Origin of the sequence: Enterobacter sp. kpr-6, from assembly GCF_900116015.1 — a bacterium.
GTDB lineage: Bacteria > Pseudomonadota > Gammaproteobacteria > Enterobacterales > Enterobacteriaceae > Enterobacter_D.
Map to the genome: position 1 here is coordinate 115,251 of NZ_FOYH01000011.1, position 17,393 is coordinate 132,643.

Below are 17,393 nucleotides of genomic sequence, written 5' to 3' on the forward strand. Positions count from 1 at the left end.
AATGTCGGCGACAAAAGGGCGTTATCTGGTGGCGGTCACCGCCTGTGTCAGTGGCGTGGCGCATACCTATATGGCGGCTGAGCGGCTGGAGAAGCTCTGCTTACAGGAAAAGTGGCACATCAAAATCGAAACCCAGGGCGCACTGGGCACAGAAAATCTGTTGAGCGACGATGACATCCGGCGGGCGGATATGGTGCTGTTGATTACGGATATCGAACTGGCAGGTGCGGAACGTTTTGCGCAGACCCGCATTGTGCAGTCCGGCATTCATGGTTTTTTGCGCGATCCGGAAAAGGTCATGTGTGCAGTGCGTAAGCTGCTGTGTGCGCCGCAGCAGACGCATCTTATTCTTCAGTAGCGGTTTTTTCCGTCAACTGGCTGTGATACTGACGGCGATACTCCGACGGGGTGCGCTCGGTATTTTTGCGGAACAGGCGGCAAAAATAGTTACTGTCCACGAACCCACAGGCGTGGGCCACTTCTTTGACTTTCAGATCGTACCCTTTTAGCAGCGTCCGGGCGTGTTCAAGCCGGATGTGATTCAGGTATTCGTTAAAGCCCGTCGCCCCGGTTTTCGCAAACAGGTGCGAAAGATAATTAGGCGAAATATAAAACGCCTGGGCGACCGATTCGCGGGTAAGCGGCGAGGCGTAGTGTTCATCGATATAACGACGAACGGCTTCGAACAGCGCCTGGCTCCGGGATGCGGTCTGGATCTGGCTGCCTAATAAATCGCTGCAATGGCTGAGCAGGCTCATCACGATCAGGCGGGCGGTGAGTTGCTCCTGCGGCTGCATCTGCATTTCACCGAGCGTTTGCAGTAAAAACGACCCAATGCGCGGCCCGCGCCGGGCGACGTGCTCTTTCGCCAGATTATGCAGGCTGTTTCCGTCCCAGCGCTGCACGCTGAATCCCAGTTGCTGCTTGCCGAAAAGAATGCTTAACGTGGTGGCGGGCTGTTGCCATTGCGGGGCGTTCCAGCCGCCAGCGGGAACAAACAGGGCGTCGCGCTCATTAAGAACGCCGTCGATTGCGGCGTCAGTCACCTGGCCTTCAAGCACGATTTCGAGGCGCGGAAAATCGACCTGAAACGCCAGATCGGGCACCGGTCCCGTCATGCTGGCAAACCAGACGCGCTGAAGTGGTGAAGGGCCAGTGAGTAATCTGGCAAGAAGATGGCTGACGTCGTGATGCATGGTTTTTGCCCTGGGTCGTTCAGGGTTGGAATTATAGTCAGCCCGGTGAGCGTTGCGCTACCGGGCTTTCACTATTGCGCGTTAGCCAGTGTTACGCATACCGGCGGCAACGCCTGCGATCGTGACCATCAGCGCCTGTTCCACACGCGGATCCGGTTCCTGACCTTCTTCTTCGGCTTTGCGTGAACGGTAGAGCAGCTCAGCCTGCAGGACGTTCAGCGGATCGGTATAGATGTTACGCAACTGAATAGACTCGGCAATCCACGGCAGATCGGCCATCAGATGCGAATCGTTGGCGATATCCAGCACCACTTTGATATCCGCTTCCAGCAGACCGCGTAGCTCGCTACCGAGCGTCCACAGGTCAGATTTCACCAGACGCTGATCGTAGTATTCCGCCAGCCACAGGTCGGCTTTGGCGAAGACCATTTCCAGCATTCCGAGGCGAGTGGAGAAGAACGGCCAGTCGCTGCACATCGCTTCCAGCTCGCTCTGCTTGCCATCTTCGACCACTTTTTGCAGCGCCGCACCAGCACCCAGCCAGGCGGGCAGCATCAGGCGGTTCTGCGTCCAGGCGAAGATCCACGGGATCGCGCGCAGTGACTCGACGCCACCGGTCGGACGACGTTTGGCCGGACGCGAGCCGAGCGGCAGTTTGCCCAGTTCCTGCTCCGGCGTGGCCTGGCGGAAATAGGGCACGAAACTTTCGTTTTCACGCACGTAGCCACGGTACATGTCGCAGGAGATGTCTGACAGCTCATCCATGATGTGACGCCAGGAATCTTTCGGTTCCGGCGGCGGCAGCAAGTTGGCTTCCAGAATCGCGCTGGTGTAGAGCGACAGGCTGCTGATAGTGATTTCCGGCAGACCGTATTTAAAGCGGATCATTTCGCCCTGTTCGGTGACGCGCAGGCCACCCTTCAGGCTGCCCGGCGGTTGCGAGAGCAGGGCTGCGTGGGCCGGTGCGCCCCCGCGACCGATAGAGCCGCCGCGTCCGTGGAACAGCGTCAGTTCGATGCCCGCTTTTTCGCAGGTTTTGATCAGTGCGTCCTGTGCCTGATACTGCGCCCAGGATGCCGCCATCACGCCCGCGTCTTTCGCGGAGTCAGAATAGCCAATCATCACCATCTGTTTGCCCTGAATAAAGCCGCGATACCAGTCGATATTCAGCAACTGGGTCATCACATCATCGGCGTTGTTCAGATCGTCCAGGGTTTCAAACAGCGGGGCGACCGGCAGCGCGAAAGTAATGCCCGCTTCTTTCAGCAGCAGGTGCACTGCCAGCACGTCGGACGGCGTTTTCGCCATGGAGATCACATAGGCGGCAACGGATCCTTTCGGCGCATCAACGATCGCTTTGCAGGTATTGAAGACTTCGCGGGTTTCGTCGCTGGGCTCCCAGTTGCGCGGCAGCAGCGGACGTTTGGAATTCAGTTCGCGGATCAGGAACGCCTGTTTGTCGGCTTCTGACCAGCTTTCGTAGTCGCCGATGCCGAGGTAGCGGGTCAGCTCGCCCAGCGCTTCGGTGTGGCGGGTGCTTTCCTGGCGCACATCGATACGCACCAGCGGCACGCCGAAACACTTCACGCGGCGCAGGGTGTCGAGCAACTCACCATTGGCGATGATGCTCATGCCGCAGGCCTGCAGGGATTTATAGCAGGCGTACAGCGGTTCCCATAGCTGTTCGTTTTGCGTCAGCAGGCCCGCCGGTTTCGGCAGGCGCTCGCCTTTCAGACGCGCTTCCAGCCAGGCCTGCGTTGCCATCAACTGGCTCCGCAGCCCTTTCATCAGGTAGCGGTATGGCTCTTGTGCGCCGTCGCTGCCGACCATTTCGCGCAGTTCGTCGGTGCATTCGACCATGGAGAGTTCAGAGATCAGCACCTGAATATCTTTCAGGAACAGGTCGGTGGCTTTCCAGCGGCTCAGCAGCAGGACGTGGCGAGTGATGTCGGCGGTCACGTTCGGGTTGCCGTCGCGGTCGCCGCCCATCCAGGAGGTGAAGCGCACGGGCACAAAATCTACCGGCAGTTTGTAGCCGAGGTTCTCTTCCAGTTGTTCGTTCAGTTCGCGCAGGTAGTTCGGCACGCCTTCCCAGAGGCTGTTTTCAACCACCGCAAAGCCCCATTTGGCTTCATCGACCGGGCTTGGGCGATGTTTGCGGATTTCGTCCGTGTGCCAGGACTGCGCAATTAGCTGGCGCAGACGACGCATCAGCTGGTTGCGTTCATAATCGACGATATCTTTGTTATCGAGCTGCTTTAAGCAGGCGTTCACTTCCACCATTTTGTGGATCAGTGTGCGACGGGTGATTTCCGTCGGGTGTGCGGTCAGTACCAGTTCCAGCGACAGGGATTCCACCGCTTTTTTGATAATGGCTTCGTTGAGATCGGGTTGGTCTTTGAGTTTTCTGAGCGTGCGCGCAATGATTTCCGGGTTGCTGGCACCTTCACCGTTCGGCGAAATGCTGTGGTATTGCTCAGCGGTGTTGGCAAGGTTCAAAAACTGGCTAAATGCCCGTGCAACCGGCAACAGTTCATCGTTGGACAGGTTCTGCAAGGTGGTGAGCAGTTCCTGACGGTTGGCTTCATTACCTGCACGTGAAGATTTAGAGAGCTTTCGAATTGTTTCTACACGGTCGAGAATGTTCTCTCCCAGAGCATCCTTGATGGTATCTCCCAGCAGCTTGCCGAGCATACTGACATTACTACGCAAAGCGGAATATTGTTCGTTCATGTTAACCCAGACACCCCATCTCATTTTATTTTGTTATACCCGCCGCTTCGCAATGTAAGCGTATGGATACAAGACACCGCCTTTTATAAAGCCACGTAAAACCCCTTGCGTCAATTGCTGCGAAAACGGTTCAGCAAACGAATAAATCGCGGCAATTTACGAAATTTAATTCGCTTTAAGGCAGATAAGTATTGCTTATGAAAATGTTAAAAATTCCCTTCACGCCGGCAGAAGACCACACCCTCACCCCGGCCCTCTCCCTGAGGGAGAGGGGGAACACCGGACCCTCACCCCGGCCCTCTCCCTGAGGGAGAGGGGGAACACCGGACCCTCACCCCGACCCTCTCCCTGAGGGAGAGGGGGAAGGGCGGGACTGTGCGCGGACGGTTCCCTCTCCCCTGGGGAGAGGGTTAGGGTGAGGGGAAAAGCATTAGTGCCAGCAGAAGTGATGCACCACCTGGGTGATCAACTCCCGCGTCGGCTTAATAAAGCGGGTTTCCAGATATTCATCCGGCTGGTGCGCCTGGTTAATCGACCCGGGGCCTAACACCAGTGTCGGACACAGCGTCTGAATAAACGGCGCTTCGGTGCAGTAGTTCACCACTTCCGTCTGCGTGCCGAGCAGCTTCTCCACCACCTGCACCAGTTGGTGATCCGGCGGGCATTCGTAGCCAGGGATCGGCGGGTGTAATTCAGCGATATTTAAGCGCCCCGGCCAGCGCGCGCTGACCGGCTCCAGCGCTTCGTTGAGCAGGCCGTCTAAGTCGTTGAGCGTTATGCCCGGCAGCGGGCGGATATCCATGTGCAGTTCGCAACAGGCACAGATCCGGTTTGCTGCATCACCACCGTGAATATGACCGAGGTTCAGTGTCGGGTACGGCACGGTGAAGGCGTCGAAGTGATAGCGCTCTTTTAAGGTGTCGCGCAGAGTCAGGATGTGGCCGATGGCATCGTGCATCAGTTCAATGGCGTTTACCCCACGCGCGGGATCGCTGGAGTGACCGGACTGTCCGAGCACGCGGATGGCGTGGGAAATATGACCTTTGTGCGCACGTACCGGCTGTAAGGAGGTCGGCTCGCCAATGATGGCGCAGTCCGGGCGAATTTCGGCGTGTTCGGCGAAGTAGCGCGCGCCCGCCATGCTGGTCTCTTCATCGGCGGTCGCCAGCACGTACAGCGGCTTTTTCAGCTTCGTCACATCCACGTCACGCAGCGCATCAAGAATAAAGGCAAAAAAGCCTTTCATGTCGGCGGTGCCGAGGCCGTAGAGTTTGTTGTCGTGTTCGGTCAGGGTGAAAGGATCGCGCGTCCAGCGACCATCATCATAAGGTACGGTGTCGGTGTGGCCGGTCAGCAGTAAACCGCCTGCGCCCTGGCCTGCGGTGGCCAGCATGTTGAATTTATTTCGCGTTCCGGGTACCGGCTGGATTTCAACCTTAAACCCAAGATCGCCAAACCAGCCGCCCAGCAGATTGATTAAAGTCGCATTACTCTGATCCAGCGCTTCTTCCGTTGCGCTGATAGACGGCGTGGCAATCAGGGCGCGGTAAATCTCGATAAATGGCGGTAAATTCATTTTCATTGTTGACACACCTTAGGTCGTGATAGTATCAATATTCATGCAGTAAATGTGAATAAAAATACACTAACGTTGATCGTAAAGGAACCCGATGTTGAATACGCTGATTGTGGGCGCTAGCGGTTATGCGGGCGCAGAGCTTGTAAGCTACGTGAATCGCCATCCTCATATGACCATAACCGCTTTGACCGTGTCAGCGCAAAGCAATGATGCCGGAAAGTTAATTTCCGATTTGCATCCGCAACTTAAGGGCATTGTCGATCTGCCATTGCAGCCGATGTCGGATATCAGCGAGTTCACCGACGGTGTGGATGTGGTGTTTCTGGCCACGGCGCATGAGGTTAGCCATGACCTCGCTCCGCAGTTTTTGGCGGCGGGTTGCGTGGTATTCGATCTCTCCGGCGCGTTCCGCGTTAACGATGCCGCCTTCTACGACACCTTCTATGGCTTTACCCATCAACACCCGCACCTGCTTGAGCAGGCGGTCTACGGGCTGGCGGAGTGGAATGGCGACAAAATAAAAGAAGCGAATCTGATTGCGGTGCCGGGTTGCTACCCGACGGCGGCGCAGTTATCGCTGAAACCGCTGATCGACGCGGGCCTGCTGGATCTCAATCAGTGGCCGGTGATCAACGCTACCAGCGGCGTAAGCGGCGCGGGACGTAAGGCAGCGATTTCCAACAGTTTCTGTGAAGTGAGCCTGCAACCTTATGGCGTGTTTAATCACCGCCACCACCCGGAAATTACCACTCACCTGGGTGCTGAGGTCATTTTTACCCCGCATCTGGGGAATTTCCCGCGCGGTATTCTGGAAACCATCACCTGCCGCCTGCAACCGGGCGTGACCAAAGAGCAGGTGACCGACGCGTTCACGCAGGCTTACGCCGGTAAACCGCTGGTGCGCCTGTATGACAAAGGGGTTCCGGCGCTGAAAAATGTGGTGGGCATGCCGTTCTGCGATATCGGTTTTGTCGTGAAAGATCAGCACGTGATTATTGTCGCGGCGGAAGACAACCTGCTTAAAGGTGCAGCCGCGCAGGCCGTGCAGTGTGCAAATATTCGTTTCGGCTATGCTGAAACCCTGTCTCTTATTTAAAGATTAGGCGTGATGATGAATCCATTAATTATCAAACTGGGTGGTGTCCTGCTGGATAGTGAAGAAGCGCTGGCGCGTTTGTTTACGGCACTGGTGAATTATCGCGAATCGCATCAGCGCCCGCTGGTCATCGTCCATGGCGGTGGCTGCGTGGTGGATGAGTTAATGAAGCAACTCAATCTGCCGGTCAGCAAGAAAAATGGCCTGCGCGTGACGCCTGCCGATCAGATTGACATCATCACCGGCGCGCTGGCTGGGACGGCGAATAAGACCCTGCTGGCGTGGGCGAAAAAACATCATATCGCGTCAGTCGGCCTGTTTTTAGGTGATGGCGACAGCGCGAAAGTGACACAGCTTGATGAAGAGTTAGGTCACGTGGGACTGGCGCAGCCGGGCTCCCCGAAACTGATTAACACCCTGCTGGAAGGCGGTTTCCTGCCGGTTATCAGCTCTATCGGCGTAACGGATGACGGTCAGTTAATGAACGTGAACGCGGATCAGGCGGCTACCGCGCTGGCGGCGACTCTGGGTGCAGATTTGATCCTGCTGTCTGACGTGAGCGGTATTCTGGACGGAAAAGGCCAGCGGATCGCTGAGATGACGGCGGCGAAAGCTGAGCAGCTTATCGCGCAGGGCATTATCACCGATGGCATGATCGTGAAGGTGAATGCCGCGCTGGATGCGGCCCGCACCCTGGGTCGCCCGGTGGATATCGCCTCCTGGCGTCATGCGGAGCAACTGCCGGCGCTGTTTAACGGCACGCCGATTGGCACGCGGATTCTGGCTTAAGGATTTTCCCTGACCCTCTCCCGGAGGGAGAGGGAACAAATACAATTAAACAAATTTAAAGGAAAAAGGTTATGGCACTTTGGGGCGGGCGTTTTACTCAGGCAGCGGATCAACGGTTCAAACAGTTCAACGACTCTTTGCGCTTTGACTATCGCCTGGCGGAGCAGGATATCGTTGGCTCTGTGGCCTGGTCTAAAGCGCTGGTGACGGTTGGCGTACTGACCGCAGATGAGCAGGCGCAGCTTGAAGAAGCGCTGAATAATCTGCTGGAAGAAGTGCGTCTGGATCCGCAGCAAATTCTGGCGAGCGACGCCGAAGATATTCATAGCTGGGTGGAAGGTAAGCTCATCGATAAAGTCGGTGCGCTGGGCAAAAAACTGCACACCGGGCGTAGCCGTAACGATCAGGTCGCCACCGATCTGAAACTGTGGTGTAAAGAGCAGGTGGGCGAGTTGCTGGCGGCAAATCGTCAGTTGCAGGGCGCGCTGGTTGAGACTGCGCAGAATAATCAGGATGCGGTAATGCCGGGCTATACGCACCTGCAACGCGCACAGCCAGTGACCTTTGCACATTGGTGTCTGGCCTATGTTGAGATGCTGGCCCGTGACGAAAGCCGTTTGCAGGATGCGCTTAAGCGTGTCGATATCAGCCCGCTGGGCTGTGGCGCGCTGGCGGGCACGGCATATGAAATCGACCGTGAGCAGTTAGCGGGCTGGCTGGGCTTTGCCAGCGCAACCCGTAACAGCCTGGACAGCGTTTCTGACCGCGATCATGTGCTGGAACTGCTGTCGGCGGCGTCGATTGGCATGGTGCATCTGTCGCGCTTTGCTGAAGATTTGATTTTCTTTAATACCGGCGAAGCGGGCTTTGTGGAGCTGTCTGACCGCGTGACCTCCGGCTCTTCTTTAATGCCGCAGAAGAAAAACCCGGATGCGCTGGAGCTGATCCGTGGCAAATGTGGCCGTGTGCAGGGCGCGCTGACCGGCATGATGATGACCCTGAAAGGTCTGCCGCTGGCGTACAACAAAGATATGCAGGAAGACAAAGAAGGGCTGTTCGACGCACTCGACACCTGGCTGGATTGCCTGCATATGGCGGCGCTGGTGCTGGATGGCATTCAGGTGAAACGCCCGCGTTGCCAGGAAGCGGCGCAGCAGGGTTATGCCAATGCAACTGAGCTTGCGGATTATCTGGTCGCGAAAGGCGTGCCGTTCCGTGAAGCGCACCATATTGTCGGTGAAGCGGTGGTGGAAGCCATTGCCCAGGGCAAGCCGTTAGAAGATCTGGCGCTGGCTGATCTGCAAAAATTCAGCGATGTGATTGGGGAGGATGTTTATCCGATCCTGTCGCTGCAATCGTGCCTGGACAAGCGCGCGGCGAAAGGCGGGGTGTCACCGACGCAGGTGGCGCAGGCGATTGCCGATGCGAAGGCGCGGTTGGTGTAGGGCTGGGAGTACCCCTCACCCTGGCCCTCTCCCACAGGGAGAGGGAAAAAGGCGAGTCGGTGCTCGATCTGCCCCTCACCCCGGCCCTCTCCCCGAAGGAGAGGGAGAAAGGCGAGTCGGTGCTCGATCTGTTCCCTCTCCCTGTGGGAGAGGGTTAGGGTGAGGGGACAGCAAATCAAATTAAGAGCCTGGCATCTTCGCCGGGCTTTTTTACGCAAAAAAAATGCGGACACTCAGGTCCGCAAAAGTTCACGTTGGCTTTAGTTGTCTATAAACGAAGGGCCTGGCTTCAAGGGGGTTTATGAACTGCCGCTTCGTTTATGGAGCTAATTATTGTACAGAACCCTTGATAGGGATAATCGTTCGTTGCTATGCTATCTATCGCCATGAACTATCGTGGCGTTGGAGGATGAATAATGAATATTCGTGATCTGGAATACCTGGTTGCGTTAGCTGAACACCGTCACTTCCGCCGTGCGGCAGACTCCTGCCACGTCAGCCAGCCCACGCTGAGCGGCCAAATCCGTAAACTTGAAGATGAACTTGGCGTTATGCTGCTGGAGCGTACCAGCCGCAAGGTGCTGTTCACTCAGGCTGGTTTGCTGCTGGTGGATCAGGCGCGCACCGTATTGCGCGAGGTCAAAGTGCTCAAGGAAATGGCAAGCCAGCAGGGGGATACCATGTCCGGCCCGCTGCATATTGGCCTTATCCCCACCGTTGGCCCGTATCTGCTCCCGCAAATTATCCCGCTGCTGCATCAGACATTCCCAAAACTGGAAATGTATCTGCATGAAGCGCAGACGCATCAACTGCTGGCACAACTCGACAGCGGCAAGCTGGATTGTGTGATCCTGGCGCTGGTGAAAGAGAGTGAAGCCTTTATTGAAGTGCCCCTGTTTGACGAGCCTATGTTGCTGGCGGTCTATGAAGATCACCCGTGGGCTAATCGTGACCGCGTGCCGATGGGCGAACTGGCTGGTGAAAAGCTGCTGATGCTGGAAGATGGTCACTGCCTGCGCGATCAGGCGATGGGCTTCTGTTTTGAAGCCGGTGCGGAAGAAGATACGCATTTCCGTGCAACCAGCCTTGAAACGCTGCGTAACATGGTAGCGGCAGGAAGCGGCATTACTTTACTGCCTGCGCTGTCCGTTCCACGTGAGCGCAAACGTGATGGTGTGGTTTATCTGCCGTGCATTAAGCCGGAGCCGCGTCGTACCGTGGGTCTGGTTTATCGTCCGGGATCGCCGTTGCGTAGCCGTTATGAGCAACTGGCAGAGGCCATCCGTACAACCATGGATGGCCATTTCGACAGCGTGTTAAAACAGGCGGTTTAAGCCGTTTAACGCGGCAACCCGATAGGCTTCCGCCATGGTCGGGTAATTGAAGGTGGTGTTAACAAAGTACTCAATGGTGTTACCGCCACCTTTCTGCTCCATAATCGCCTGGCCGATGTGAATAATCTCAGCCGCGCGCTCACCAAAGCAGTGGATCCCCAAAATCTCTTTTGTGTCACGATGGAATAAGATTTTCAGCGTGCCGACGCTCATGCCGACGATTTGCGCCCGCGCGAGGTGTTTAAACTGCGCGCGCCCCACTTCATAAGGCACTTTCATCGCCGTGAGCTGCTGTTCGGTTTTGCCGACAGAGCTGATTTCCGGGATGGTATAAATCCCGGTCGGGATATCTTCGACCAGATGCGCGGTGGCTTCGCCTTTCACCATCGCCTGAGCAGCGATACGGCCCTGATCGTAAGCGGCAGATGCCAGGCTTGGGTAGCCAATCACATCCCCTACGGCATACACATGCGGCAGTGCCGTCTGGTACATGCTGTTCACTTTCAGCAGGCCACGCCCGTCGGCTTTCAGACCGATGTTTTCCAGGCTCAGCGAATCCACGTTACCGGTACGTCCGTTGGCATACAGCAGGCAATCGGCTTTAAGTTTCTTGCCGGATTTCAGGTGCATGATCACCCCGTCATCGGTGCCTTCAATCCGCTCGTACTCTTCGTTATGGCGGATAACCACGCCATTGTTCCAGAAGTGATAAGAGAGCGAATCTGACATCTCCTGATCGAGGAAGGCCAGAAGGCGATCGCGGGTGTTAATCAGATCCACTTTCACGTCCATTCCCCGGAAGATCGACGCGTATTCGCAGCCGATCACCCCGGCACCATAGATGATCACATGGCGTGGTTCATGGTGCAGACTGAGGATGGAATCACTGTCATACACGCGCGGATGGGCAAAATCGACATCCGCCGGGTGATAGGGGCGCGAGCCGCAGGCAATCACAAATTTCTCGGCGGTGAGAGTTTCGACAGTGCCGTCATGGCACTCCAGCGCCAGGGTGTGCTCGTCAACAAAATGAGCGTTGCCCTGCAGGATTTCACAGTGGTTGCGCTCATAAAAACCTTGCCGCATGCGAGTTTGCTGGTTAATCACATTGTCGGCGTGGTTGAGGATATCGGCAAAAGAGGAACGAAGAAGGCGGGAATGGTCGCTGTACAGAGGGTTTTGGTTAAATTCGATAATGCGACTGACAGCATGGCGAAGCGCTTTGGAGGGGATGGTGCCCCAGTGCGTACAGCCGCCGCCCACGTTGTGGTAGCGTTCGACAACGGCAACGCGTGCTCCCTGTTTAACCAGTCCCATTGCTGCGCCTTCGCCGCCGGGGCCGGAACCTATAACTATTGCATCGTAATCGTAGGAATGTGGCATGATGAGGCTTACCTGTTCTTATACATAATAGCAACAGAATACTAACATCTTTGCCGGGATAACCCAATTTTCGTTGTGCTTTTTGCCGGTTCAAAGATGAAATGCCTTGTAAACAATCATTCACAAAGCAATGCAAACCCATTAGTTTTATTGTCTGGTATAGTGCCAGCAGGCCTTTGGAAGGATTCAAACATCGTGATGGGCGTTAGAGCGCAACAAAAAGAACGCACCCGGCGTTCGCTGGTAGAAGCGGCATTTAGTCAATTAAGCGCTGAGCGGAGTTTTGCCAGCCTGAGCCTGCGCGAAGTGGCGCGCGAGGCGGGTATTGCGCCCACGTCATTTTATCGCCATTTTCGCGATGTGGATGAGCTTGGTCTGACGATGGTTGATGAAAGCGGATTAATGCTACGCCAGTTGATGCGTCAGGCGCGTCAGCGTATCGCCAAGGGCGGCAGCGTGATCCGCACGTCAGTTTCCACGTTTATGGAATTTATCGGCAATAACCCTAATGCTTTTCGTCTGTTACTGCGGGAACGTTCTGGCACCTCTGCCGCTTTCCGTGCCGCTGTGGCGCGCGAAATACAGCACTTTATTGCGGAACTTGCCGACTATCTTGAACTCGAAAGCCATATGCCACGGGCCTTCACCGAAGCACAGGCGGAAGCGATGGTGACCATCGTGTTCAGCGCGGGTGCCGAAGCCCTGGATGTTGGCGTTGAACAGCGTCGGCAATTAGAAGAGCGACTGGTATTGCAACTGCGGATGATTTCCAAAGGCGCGTATTACTGGTATCGCCGTGAACAAGAGAAAGTTTCACATCAACCCGATGAGTGAAGGATGAGTAATGAGACAATCAGGTCAAGATAAAGGTACGTTGCTGCTGGCGTTGATCGCTGGCTTATCCATCAACGGCACGTTTACTGCGATTTTCAGTTCCGTGGTGCCGTTTTCGCTTTTCCCGCTGATCGCCCTGGTACTGACTATTTACTGTTTGCATCAGCGTTATCAGAACCGCAGCATGCCGCTCGGGCTGCCAGGACTGGCCGCCGCCTGCTTTATTTTAGGTGTGTTGCTGTATAGCGCGGTGGTGCGTGCCGAATATCCGGCCATCGGCTCGAATTTCGTGCCTGCGGTATTGTCGGTGGTGCTGGTGTTCTGGATTGGGTACCGGATGCGCAACCGCAAAGAGCAGTTGCCGGAGTAAACGGCTTTTTACCCCTCACCCTAACCCTCTCCCGTGGGGAGAGGGGACAGATCGAGTGCGGACTCGCTTTTCTCCCTCTCCCTGAGGGAGAGGGCCGGGGTGAGGGGGGAAATCACCCCTTACGCACTAACAGCACCCCACACTCCATATGATGCGTATACGGGAACTGGTCGAACAGCGCCAGGCGCTCAATATCATGCGTCTGACTTAAGTTTTCCAGGTTCTTGCACAGTGTTTCCGGGTTACAGGAGATGTACAGAATGCGTGGATACGCCTGCACCATCTTCTCGGTGTCGCTGTCCAGACCGCTGCGTGGCGGATCGACAAATATCGTTTCGCACTGATAGCTCTTCAGATCGATACCCTGCAAGCGATTGAACTCGCGTACGCCGTTCATCGCCTGGGTAAATTCTTCCGCCGCCATACGAATAATCTGCACATTATCAATGTGGTTCGCCGCAATGTTGTATTGCGCCGCCGCAACGGACGGTTTGGCGATTTCGGTGGCCAGCACCCGCTCAAAATTACGCGCCAGTGCCAGTGAGAAGTTACCGTTGCCGCAGTACAGTTCCAGTAAATCCCCGGTCGAGTTCTTCGTGGCGTTAAGCGCCCATTCCAGCATCTGAATATTCATCGCCGCGTTCGGCTGCGTGAAGCTGTTTTCGACCTGACGGTAAATCATCTCTCTGCCCGCTACCGGCAGACGCTCATCAATAAAATCCTGATCCAGCGCGATTTTGGTTTTAGTCGCCCGCCCGATGATATGCACATTGATGTTCCGCGCCCGCAGCGCATCGCGCAGGGCTTCTGCCTCAGTGCGCCATTCGTCATCCAGCTTTTTATGGTACAGCAGCGAGACGACAGCCTGATTGCTCAGGGTGGTGAGATAGTCAATCTGGAACAGCTTGTGGCGCAGCACGCGGGAATCGCGCACGGCGGACATCATCTCGCGCATCAGCTGGTTAATCAGTTCACTTGCCGCCGGGAAACTGTCTACACGAATGCGGCTTTTGGTCTGCTGATCGAAAATGATGTGGTACAGGTCGTCGCCATCGTGCCAGATGCGGAATTCGGCACGCATCCGGTAGTGGCTGACCGGCGAACGAAACACCTCCGGCACCGGCGCGGAAAAGGGCGTCATCATACTTTGCAGACGCACGACTTTTTCGGCCAGTTGAGCTTCGTACTGTTCTGTCGGGAGGTGTTCGGGGGTCATGGCGCTTCCTGAGTGAAAGTGAATTACGCGGGGATTGTAGGGATTGTGCGCGTATTGTCCAGCCCCGGCGTTTTTCGATTTATTAATTAGCAGTCTGGACATCTATACGTAACTAAATGTAGCATCCGACTTCCGGTCCTGTGAGTTAAAAGGGAACCCAGTGCGAATCTGGGGCTGACGCGCAGCGGTAAGGAGTTCTAAGGTGAGTGCGAAAGCAGACACTGCCGTAAGGTGGGAAGTCATCACCCCGTTATACCTCCAAGCCCGAAGACCTGCCGGTTTACGTCGCATTTGGTTCACATCATCGCGTGCTATCGATGGAGCCTGCGGCATCCTTCTTATATTGTGGATGCTTTAACAATGATTAAAAAAACTTCGCTGCTGACGGCGCTTTCCGTCACGGCTTTTTCCGGCTGGGCGCAGGACAGCAATCCCGAAACCGTCGTCATTACCGCAAATCGTTTTCAACAGCCGGTGAATACCGTGCTGGCACCAACCGATATCGTTACCCGTGAGGATATCGACCGCTGGCAGGCGAAAACCCTTAATGATGTGCTTCGTCGTTTACCGGGTGTCGATGTCGCCCAGAACGGCGGTATGAAGCAGACCTCTTCTTTATTTATTCGCGGCACGGAAACCAAACAGGTTTTAATCCTGGTGGATGGCGTTCCGATGGCGCGTCCCGGCATTACCAATAATGCCGATCTGAATCAGATCCCGGTTTCGCTGGTGCAGCGCATCGAGTACATCCGTGGCCCGCGTTCGGCGATTTATGGCTCCGGGGCGATGGGTGGCGTGATTAACGTCATTACTCACAGCGATCAGGACGAATCAAAAATTACCGCGGGCGTCGGCTCGAAAGGGTATCAGCAATATGATGGCACGCTGCGCCAGCGCTTTGGTGATACCGTGGCGACGGTGGCCGGATCGTATGAAAGTACCAGAGGCTTCGACGTACAGCCCGGTTCCAGTTGGGATCACGATGGCGACCGTGACGGCTACCGGAACAAAACATTTTGGGGAAGCCTTGAGCATACCTTTAATGAGAGCTTCTCCGGCTTCTTCCGTGGTCACAGCTACAGCAACAATGTCGATTATGATTTAGGCAGCGCGCCTTACCTCCCTGCCTATAGCGCGGATGAAAACCAGCTTTATAACCAGACATGGGATGCGGGCCTGGCTTTTCATTCCGACATTTACTCTTCGCAGCTCATTGCGAGCTACCAGAAGATCAAGGATTACAACTACAGCAGCATCTATGGCCGTTACGGTGATGCCACCACCCTGGATCGGATGGAGCAGCGTAACCTGCAATGGGGCAACAACGTTGTCATTGGTCAGGGTTCTGTGAGCGCGGGCGTTGACTGGCAGCAGCAACGCCTGACCTCGTCCGATGCCACGCTGTCCGACAGCTATAAGCGCGATAACACCGGTTTGTATCTGACGGGGCAACAGCAATTTGGCAGCGTCACGCTTGAAGCGTCAGGTCGTGAGGAGCATGACGAGCAGTTCGGCTGGCATGGCACCTGGCAGACGGCGGCGGGCTGGGAGTTTGTTGAGAACTACCGCGCAACCCTCGCTTACGGCACGGGCTTCCTCGCGCCATCGCTGGGCCAGCAATACGGCTCAACCCGCTTTGGGATTGATGCGAACCCGAATCTGAAACCGGAAGAGTCAAAACAGTGGGAAGCGGGACTGGAAGGCTTGACCGGCCCGCTGGACTGGCGGCTGTCGGCGTACCATTACAAAATCACCAACCTGATCACCTATTATTCCGATCCGGTCACGTTTGACGGGTCTTACGATAATATCAACTCGGCGACCATTAAAGGCGTGGAGTGGACCGGGAGTGTGGATACCGGTATGTTCAGCCATCGTGTGACGTTGCAATATGTTGACCCGCGCAACGATGAAAACGATGAAGTGCTGGCGCGCCGTTCTAAACGTCAGGCGAAATACCAGCTCGACTGGACCATGTACGACGTGGATATGGACATTTCCTGGCAGTATTTTGGCAAGCGTTACGACAACAATACGTCCCAGTACAATAATAAACAGCAAGTTCTGCCGAGTTACAGCACGGTGGACGTTGCTGCGTCATATCCGGTCACCTCTCACCTTACAGTTCGTGGTAAAATAGCTAACCTGTTCGATAAAGATTACGAGACAGCTTATGGCTACCAAACTGCAGGGCGAGAATACAACTTGTCGGGCAGCTACACCTTCTGACCCCAGACCTACCGTGCTGGTGTTTGACTCCGGCGTCGGTGGGTTATCGGTTTATGATGAGATTCGGCAGCTTCTGCCGGATCTTCATTACATTTACGCCTTCGATAATGTGGCTTTCCCGTATGGTGAAAAAAGCGAGGCCTTTATCGTTGAGCGTGTGCTTGAGATCGTCACCGCCGTTCAGGCGCGTTATCCGCTGGCATTAGCCGTTATTGCCTGTAATACGGCAAGCACCGTTTCCCTTCCTGCTCTGCGTGAAAAATTCCCGTTCCCGGTTGTGGGTGTCGTTCCGGCGATCAAACCTGCTGCACGCTTAACGGCAAATGGCGTGGTCGGACTGCTGGCGACGCGCGGTACGGTTAAGCGTCCTTATACGCACGAGCTCATCCAGCGCTTTGCCAATGAATGTCACATCGAAATGTTGGGTTCAGCCGAGCTGGTTGAACTGGCAGAGGCTAAACTTCATGGTAAGCCTGTTTCACTCGATGAACTGAAGCGTATTCTGCGCCCGTGGTTACGGATGCCTGAGCCGCCGGATACGGTGGTGCTGGGATGTACGCATTTTCCGCTTCTGCAGGATGAACTGCTGCAAGTGTTGCCAGAAGGTACCCGGCTGGTGGATTCCGGTGCTGCGATTGCCCGTCGAACGGCCTGGTTATTACAACATGAAGCGCCGGACGCAAAATCTGCGGATGCAAACATTGCCTTTTGTATGGCGGTTACCCCGGAAACGGTACAATTATTGCCCGTTCTGCATCGCTACGGCTTTGAAATGCTCGAAAAACTGGCACTTTAGTGGCGTTTTGAACAAAAAAGAGACGGTCAGCAAATTTTTTAAAATTAGGGGTTGTCAGCCCGGAGAAACTCCCTATAATGCGCCTCCACTGACACGGAACAACGGCTTACAGGCCGCCGGGTTGGCAGGGTTCCTCCGGGAATTCCGACAGAGAAAAGCGAAAATAATTGCTTGACTCTGAATGAGGAAAACGTATTATACGGGACCTCGCGACAGAGCGCCAAAGCGCGTCGCAACTGCTCTTTAACAATTTATCAGACAATCTGTGTGGGCACTCAAGGACATGGATTCTTAAACGTCTTCGGACGCTAAATGAATACCAAGTCTCTGGAGTGAACATACGTAATTCATTACGAAGTTTAATTCACGAGCATCAAACTTAAATTGAAGAGT

Annotated in this window: 14 protein-coding genes and 1 riboswitch; of the genes, 9 read left to right on the forward strand and 5 right to left on the reverse strand. The window is 55.3% G+C overall.

Translation table 11 applies throughout. The features are described from left to right. Nucleotide 1: 1 nt before the first annotated feature. Nucleotides 2-358: a PTS fructose-like transporter subunit IIB gene (locus BM373_RS19600; protein WP_090465348.1), complete on the forward strand. Its 357-nt coding sequence runs from the start codon at nucleotides 2-4 to the stop codon at nucleotides 356-358. Here BM373_RS19600 and BM373_RS19605 read toward each other — a convergent pair. The 3 genes from BM373_RS19605 to argE all read right to left on the reverse strand — a co-directional run bounded on the left by BM373_RS19605 (nucleotide 345) and on the right by argE (nucleotide 5,511). Then, complete coding sequence (locus BM373_RS19605) at nucleotides 345-1,196, reverse strand: helix-turn-helix transcriptional regulator (protein WP_090465351.1); 852 nt, start codon at nucleotides 1,194-1,196, stop codon at nucleotides 345-347. The genes BM373_RS19600 and BM373_RS19605 overlap by 14 nt on opposite strands. An 81-nt stretch (nucleotides 1,197-1,277) precedes the next feature. After that, the gene (gene ppc / locus BM373_RS19610) at nucleotides 1,278-3,929 is read right to left on the reverse strand and encodes a phosphoenolpyruvate carboxylase (protein ID WP_090465354.1); all 2,652 of its coding nucleotides are present in this window, start codon (nucleotides 3,927-3,929) and stop codon (nucleotides 1,278-1,280) included. A gap of 430 nt (nucleotides 3,930-4,359) precedes the next feature. After that, nucleotides 4,360-5,511: an acetylornithine deacetylase gene (gene argE / locus BM373_RS19615; protein ID WP_090465357.1), complete on the reverse strand. Its 1,152-nt coding sequence runs from the start codon at nucleotides 5,509-5,511 to the stop codon at nucleotides 4,360-4,362. Nucleotides 5,512-5,599: 88 nt separating this feature from the next. On the opposite strand from argE, the gene argC reads away from it, so the two are divergent. The 4 genes from argC (at nucleotide 5,600) to oxyR (ending at nucleotide 10,172) form a co-directional block, all read left to right on the forward strand. Continuing rightward, complete coding sequence (gene argC / locus BM373_RS19620; protein WP_090465360.1) at nucleotides 5,600-6,604, forward strand: N-acetyl-gamma-glutamyl-phosphate reductase; 1,005 nt, start codon at nucleotides 5,600-5,602, stop codon at nucleotides 6,602-6,604. A gap of 12 nt (nucleotides 6,605-6,616) precedes the next feature. Then, nucleotides 6,617-7,393, forward strand: a complete 777-nt coding sequence (argB, locus tag BM373_RS19625; RefSeq protein ID WP_090465363.1) for an acetylglutamate kinase — start codon at nucleotides 6,617-6,619, stop codon at nucleotides 7,391-7,393. A 71-nt stretch (nucleotides 7,394-7,464) separates the two neighbouring features. Beyond that, on the forward strand, nucleotides 7,465-8,838 hold the full coding sequence (gene argH, locus BM373_RS19630; protein WP_090465366.1) for an argininosuccinate lyase: 1,374 nt from the start codon (nucleotides 7,465-7,467) through the stop codon (nucleotides 8,836-8,838). Nucleotides 8,839-9,254: 416 nt separating this feature from the next. Then, nucleotides 9,255-10,172 carry a DNA-binding transcriptional regulator OxyR gene (oxyR, locus tag BM373_RS19635; protein ID WP_090465368.1) on the forward strand — a complete coding sequence of 306 codons (918 nt, stop codon included), beginning with the start codon at nucleotides 9,255-9,257 and terminating at the stop codon, nucleotides 10,170-10,172. On the opposite strand, the gene sthA is transcribed toward oxyR, so the two are convergent. Then, a complete protein-coding gene (gene sthA, locus BM373_RS19640) occupies nucleotides 10,155-11,555 on the reverse strand; it encodes a Si-specific NAD(P)(+) transhydrogenase (protein ID WP_090465371.1) in 1,401 nt (466 codons plus the stop codon). The genes oxyR and sthA overlap by 18 nt on opposite strands. A gap of 195 nt (nucleotides 11,556-11,750) precedes the next feature. Here sthA and fabR point away from each other — a divergent pair, with 195 nt between their 5' ends. Together fabR and BM373_RS19650 are read left to right on the forward strand one after the other, a co-directional pair. Then, the gene (gene fabR / locus BM373_RS19645; protein ID WP_143102687.1) at nucleotides 11,751-12,389 is read left to right on the forward strand and encodes an HTH-type transcriptional repressor FabR; all 639 of its coding nucleotides are present in this window, start codon (nucleotides 11,751-11,753) and stop codon (nucleotides 12,387-12,389) included. A 10-nt stretch (nucleotides 12,390-12,399) separates the two neighbouring features. Then, on the forward strand, nucleotides 12,400-12,759 hold the full coding sequence (locus tag BM373_RS19650; RefSeq protein WP_090465377.1) for a YijD family membrane protein: 360 nt from the start codon (nucleotides 12,400-12,402) through the stop codon (nucleotides 12,757-12,759). A gap of 112 nt (nucleotides 12,760-12,871) precedes the next feature. Here BM373_RS19650 and trmA read toward each other — a convergent pair whose 3' ends face one another. Further along, nucleotides 12,872-13,975, reverse strand: a complete 1,104-nt coding sequence (trmA, locus tag BM373_RS19655) for a tRNA (uridine(54)-C5)-methyltransferase TrmA (protein ID WP_090465380.1) — start codon at nucleotides 13,973-13,975, stop codon at nucleotides 12,872-12,874. Between the two features lie 116 nt (nucleotides 13,976-14,091). Continuing rightward, nucleotides 14,092-14,270: riboswitch (cobalamin riboswitch) on the forward strand. A 65-nt stretch (nucleotides 14,271-14,335) separates the two neighbouring features. Here trmA and btuB point away from each other — a divergent pair. After that, a complete protein-coding gene (btuB, locus tag BM373_RS19660) occupies nucleotides 14,336-16,204 on the forward strand; it encodes a TonB-dependent vitamin B12 receptor BtuB (protein WP_090465384.1) in 1,869 nt (622 codons plus the stop codon). Then, nucleotides 16,149-17,000: a glutamate racemase gene (murI, locus tag BM373_RS19665; protein WP_090465387.1), complete on the forward strand. Its 852-nt coding sequence runs from the start codon at nucleotides 16,149-16,151 to the stop codon at nucleotides 16,998-17,000. Before btuB ends, murI begins: the two co-directional genes overlap by 56 nt. Nucleotides 17,001-17,393 lie beyond the last annotated feature (393 nt).

Excerpts from the sequence above, each read along its gene's own strand:
- BM373_RS19600 (WP_090465348.1), top strand. The coding sequence starts at position 2 with ATGTCGGCGACAAAAGGGCGTTATCTGGTGGCGGTCACCGCCTGTGTC.
- BM373_RS19605 (WP_090465351.1), bottom strand. The coding sequence starts at position 1,196 with ATGCATCACGACGTCAGCCATCTTCTTGCCAGATTACTCACTGGCCCT.
- ppc (WP_090465354.1), bottom strand. The coding sequence starts at position 3,929 with ATGAACGAACAATATTCCGCTTTGCGTAGTAATGTCAGTATGCTCGGC.
- argE (WP_090465357.1), bottom strand. The coding sequence starts at position 5,511 with ATGAAAATGAATTTACCGCCATTTATCGAGATTTACCGCGCCCTGATT.
- argC (WP_090465360.1), top strand. The coding sequence starts at position 5,600 with ATGTTGAATACGCTGATTGTGGGCGCTAGCGGTTATGCGGGCGCAGAG.
- argB (WP_090465363.1), top strand. The coding sequence starts at position 6,617 with ATGATGAATCCATTAATTATCAAACTGGGTGGTGTCCTGCTGGATAGT.
- argH (WP_090465366.1), top strand. The coding sequence starts at position 7,465 with ATGGCACTTTGGGGCGGGCGTTTTACTCAGGCAGCGGATCAACGGTTC.
- oxyR (WP_090465368.1), top strand. The coding sequence starts at position 9,255 with ATGAATATTCGTGATCTGGAATACCTGGTTGCGTTAGCTGAACACCGT.
- sthA (WP_090465371.1), bottom strand. The coding sequence starts at position 11,555 with ATGCCACATTCCTACGATTACGATGCAATAGTTATAGGTTCCGGCCCC.
- BM373_RS19650 (WP_090465377.1), top strand. The coding sequence starts at position 12,400 with ATGAGACAATCAGGTCAAGATAAAGGTACGTTGCTGCTGGCGTTGATC.
- trmA (WP_090465380.1), bottom strand. The coding sequence starts at position 13,975 with ATGACCCCCGAACACCTCCCGACAGAACAGTACGAAGCTCAACTGGCC.
- btuB (WP_090465384.1), top strand. The coding sequence starts at position 14,336 with ATGATTAAAAAAACTTCGCTGCTGACGGCGCTTTCCGTCACGGCTTTT.
- murI (WP_090465387.1), top strand. The coding sequence starts at position 16,149 with ATGGCTACCAAACTGCAGGGCGAGAATACAACTTGTCGGGCAGCTACA.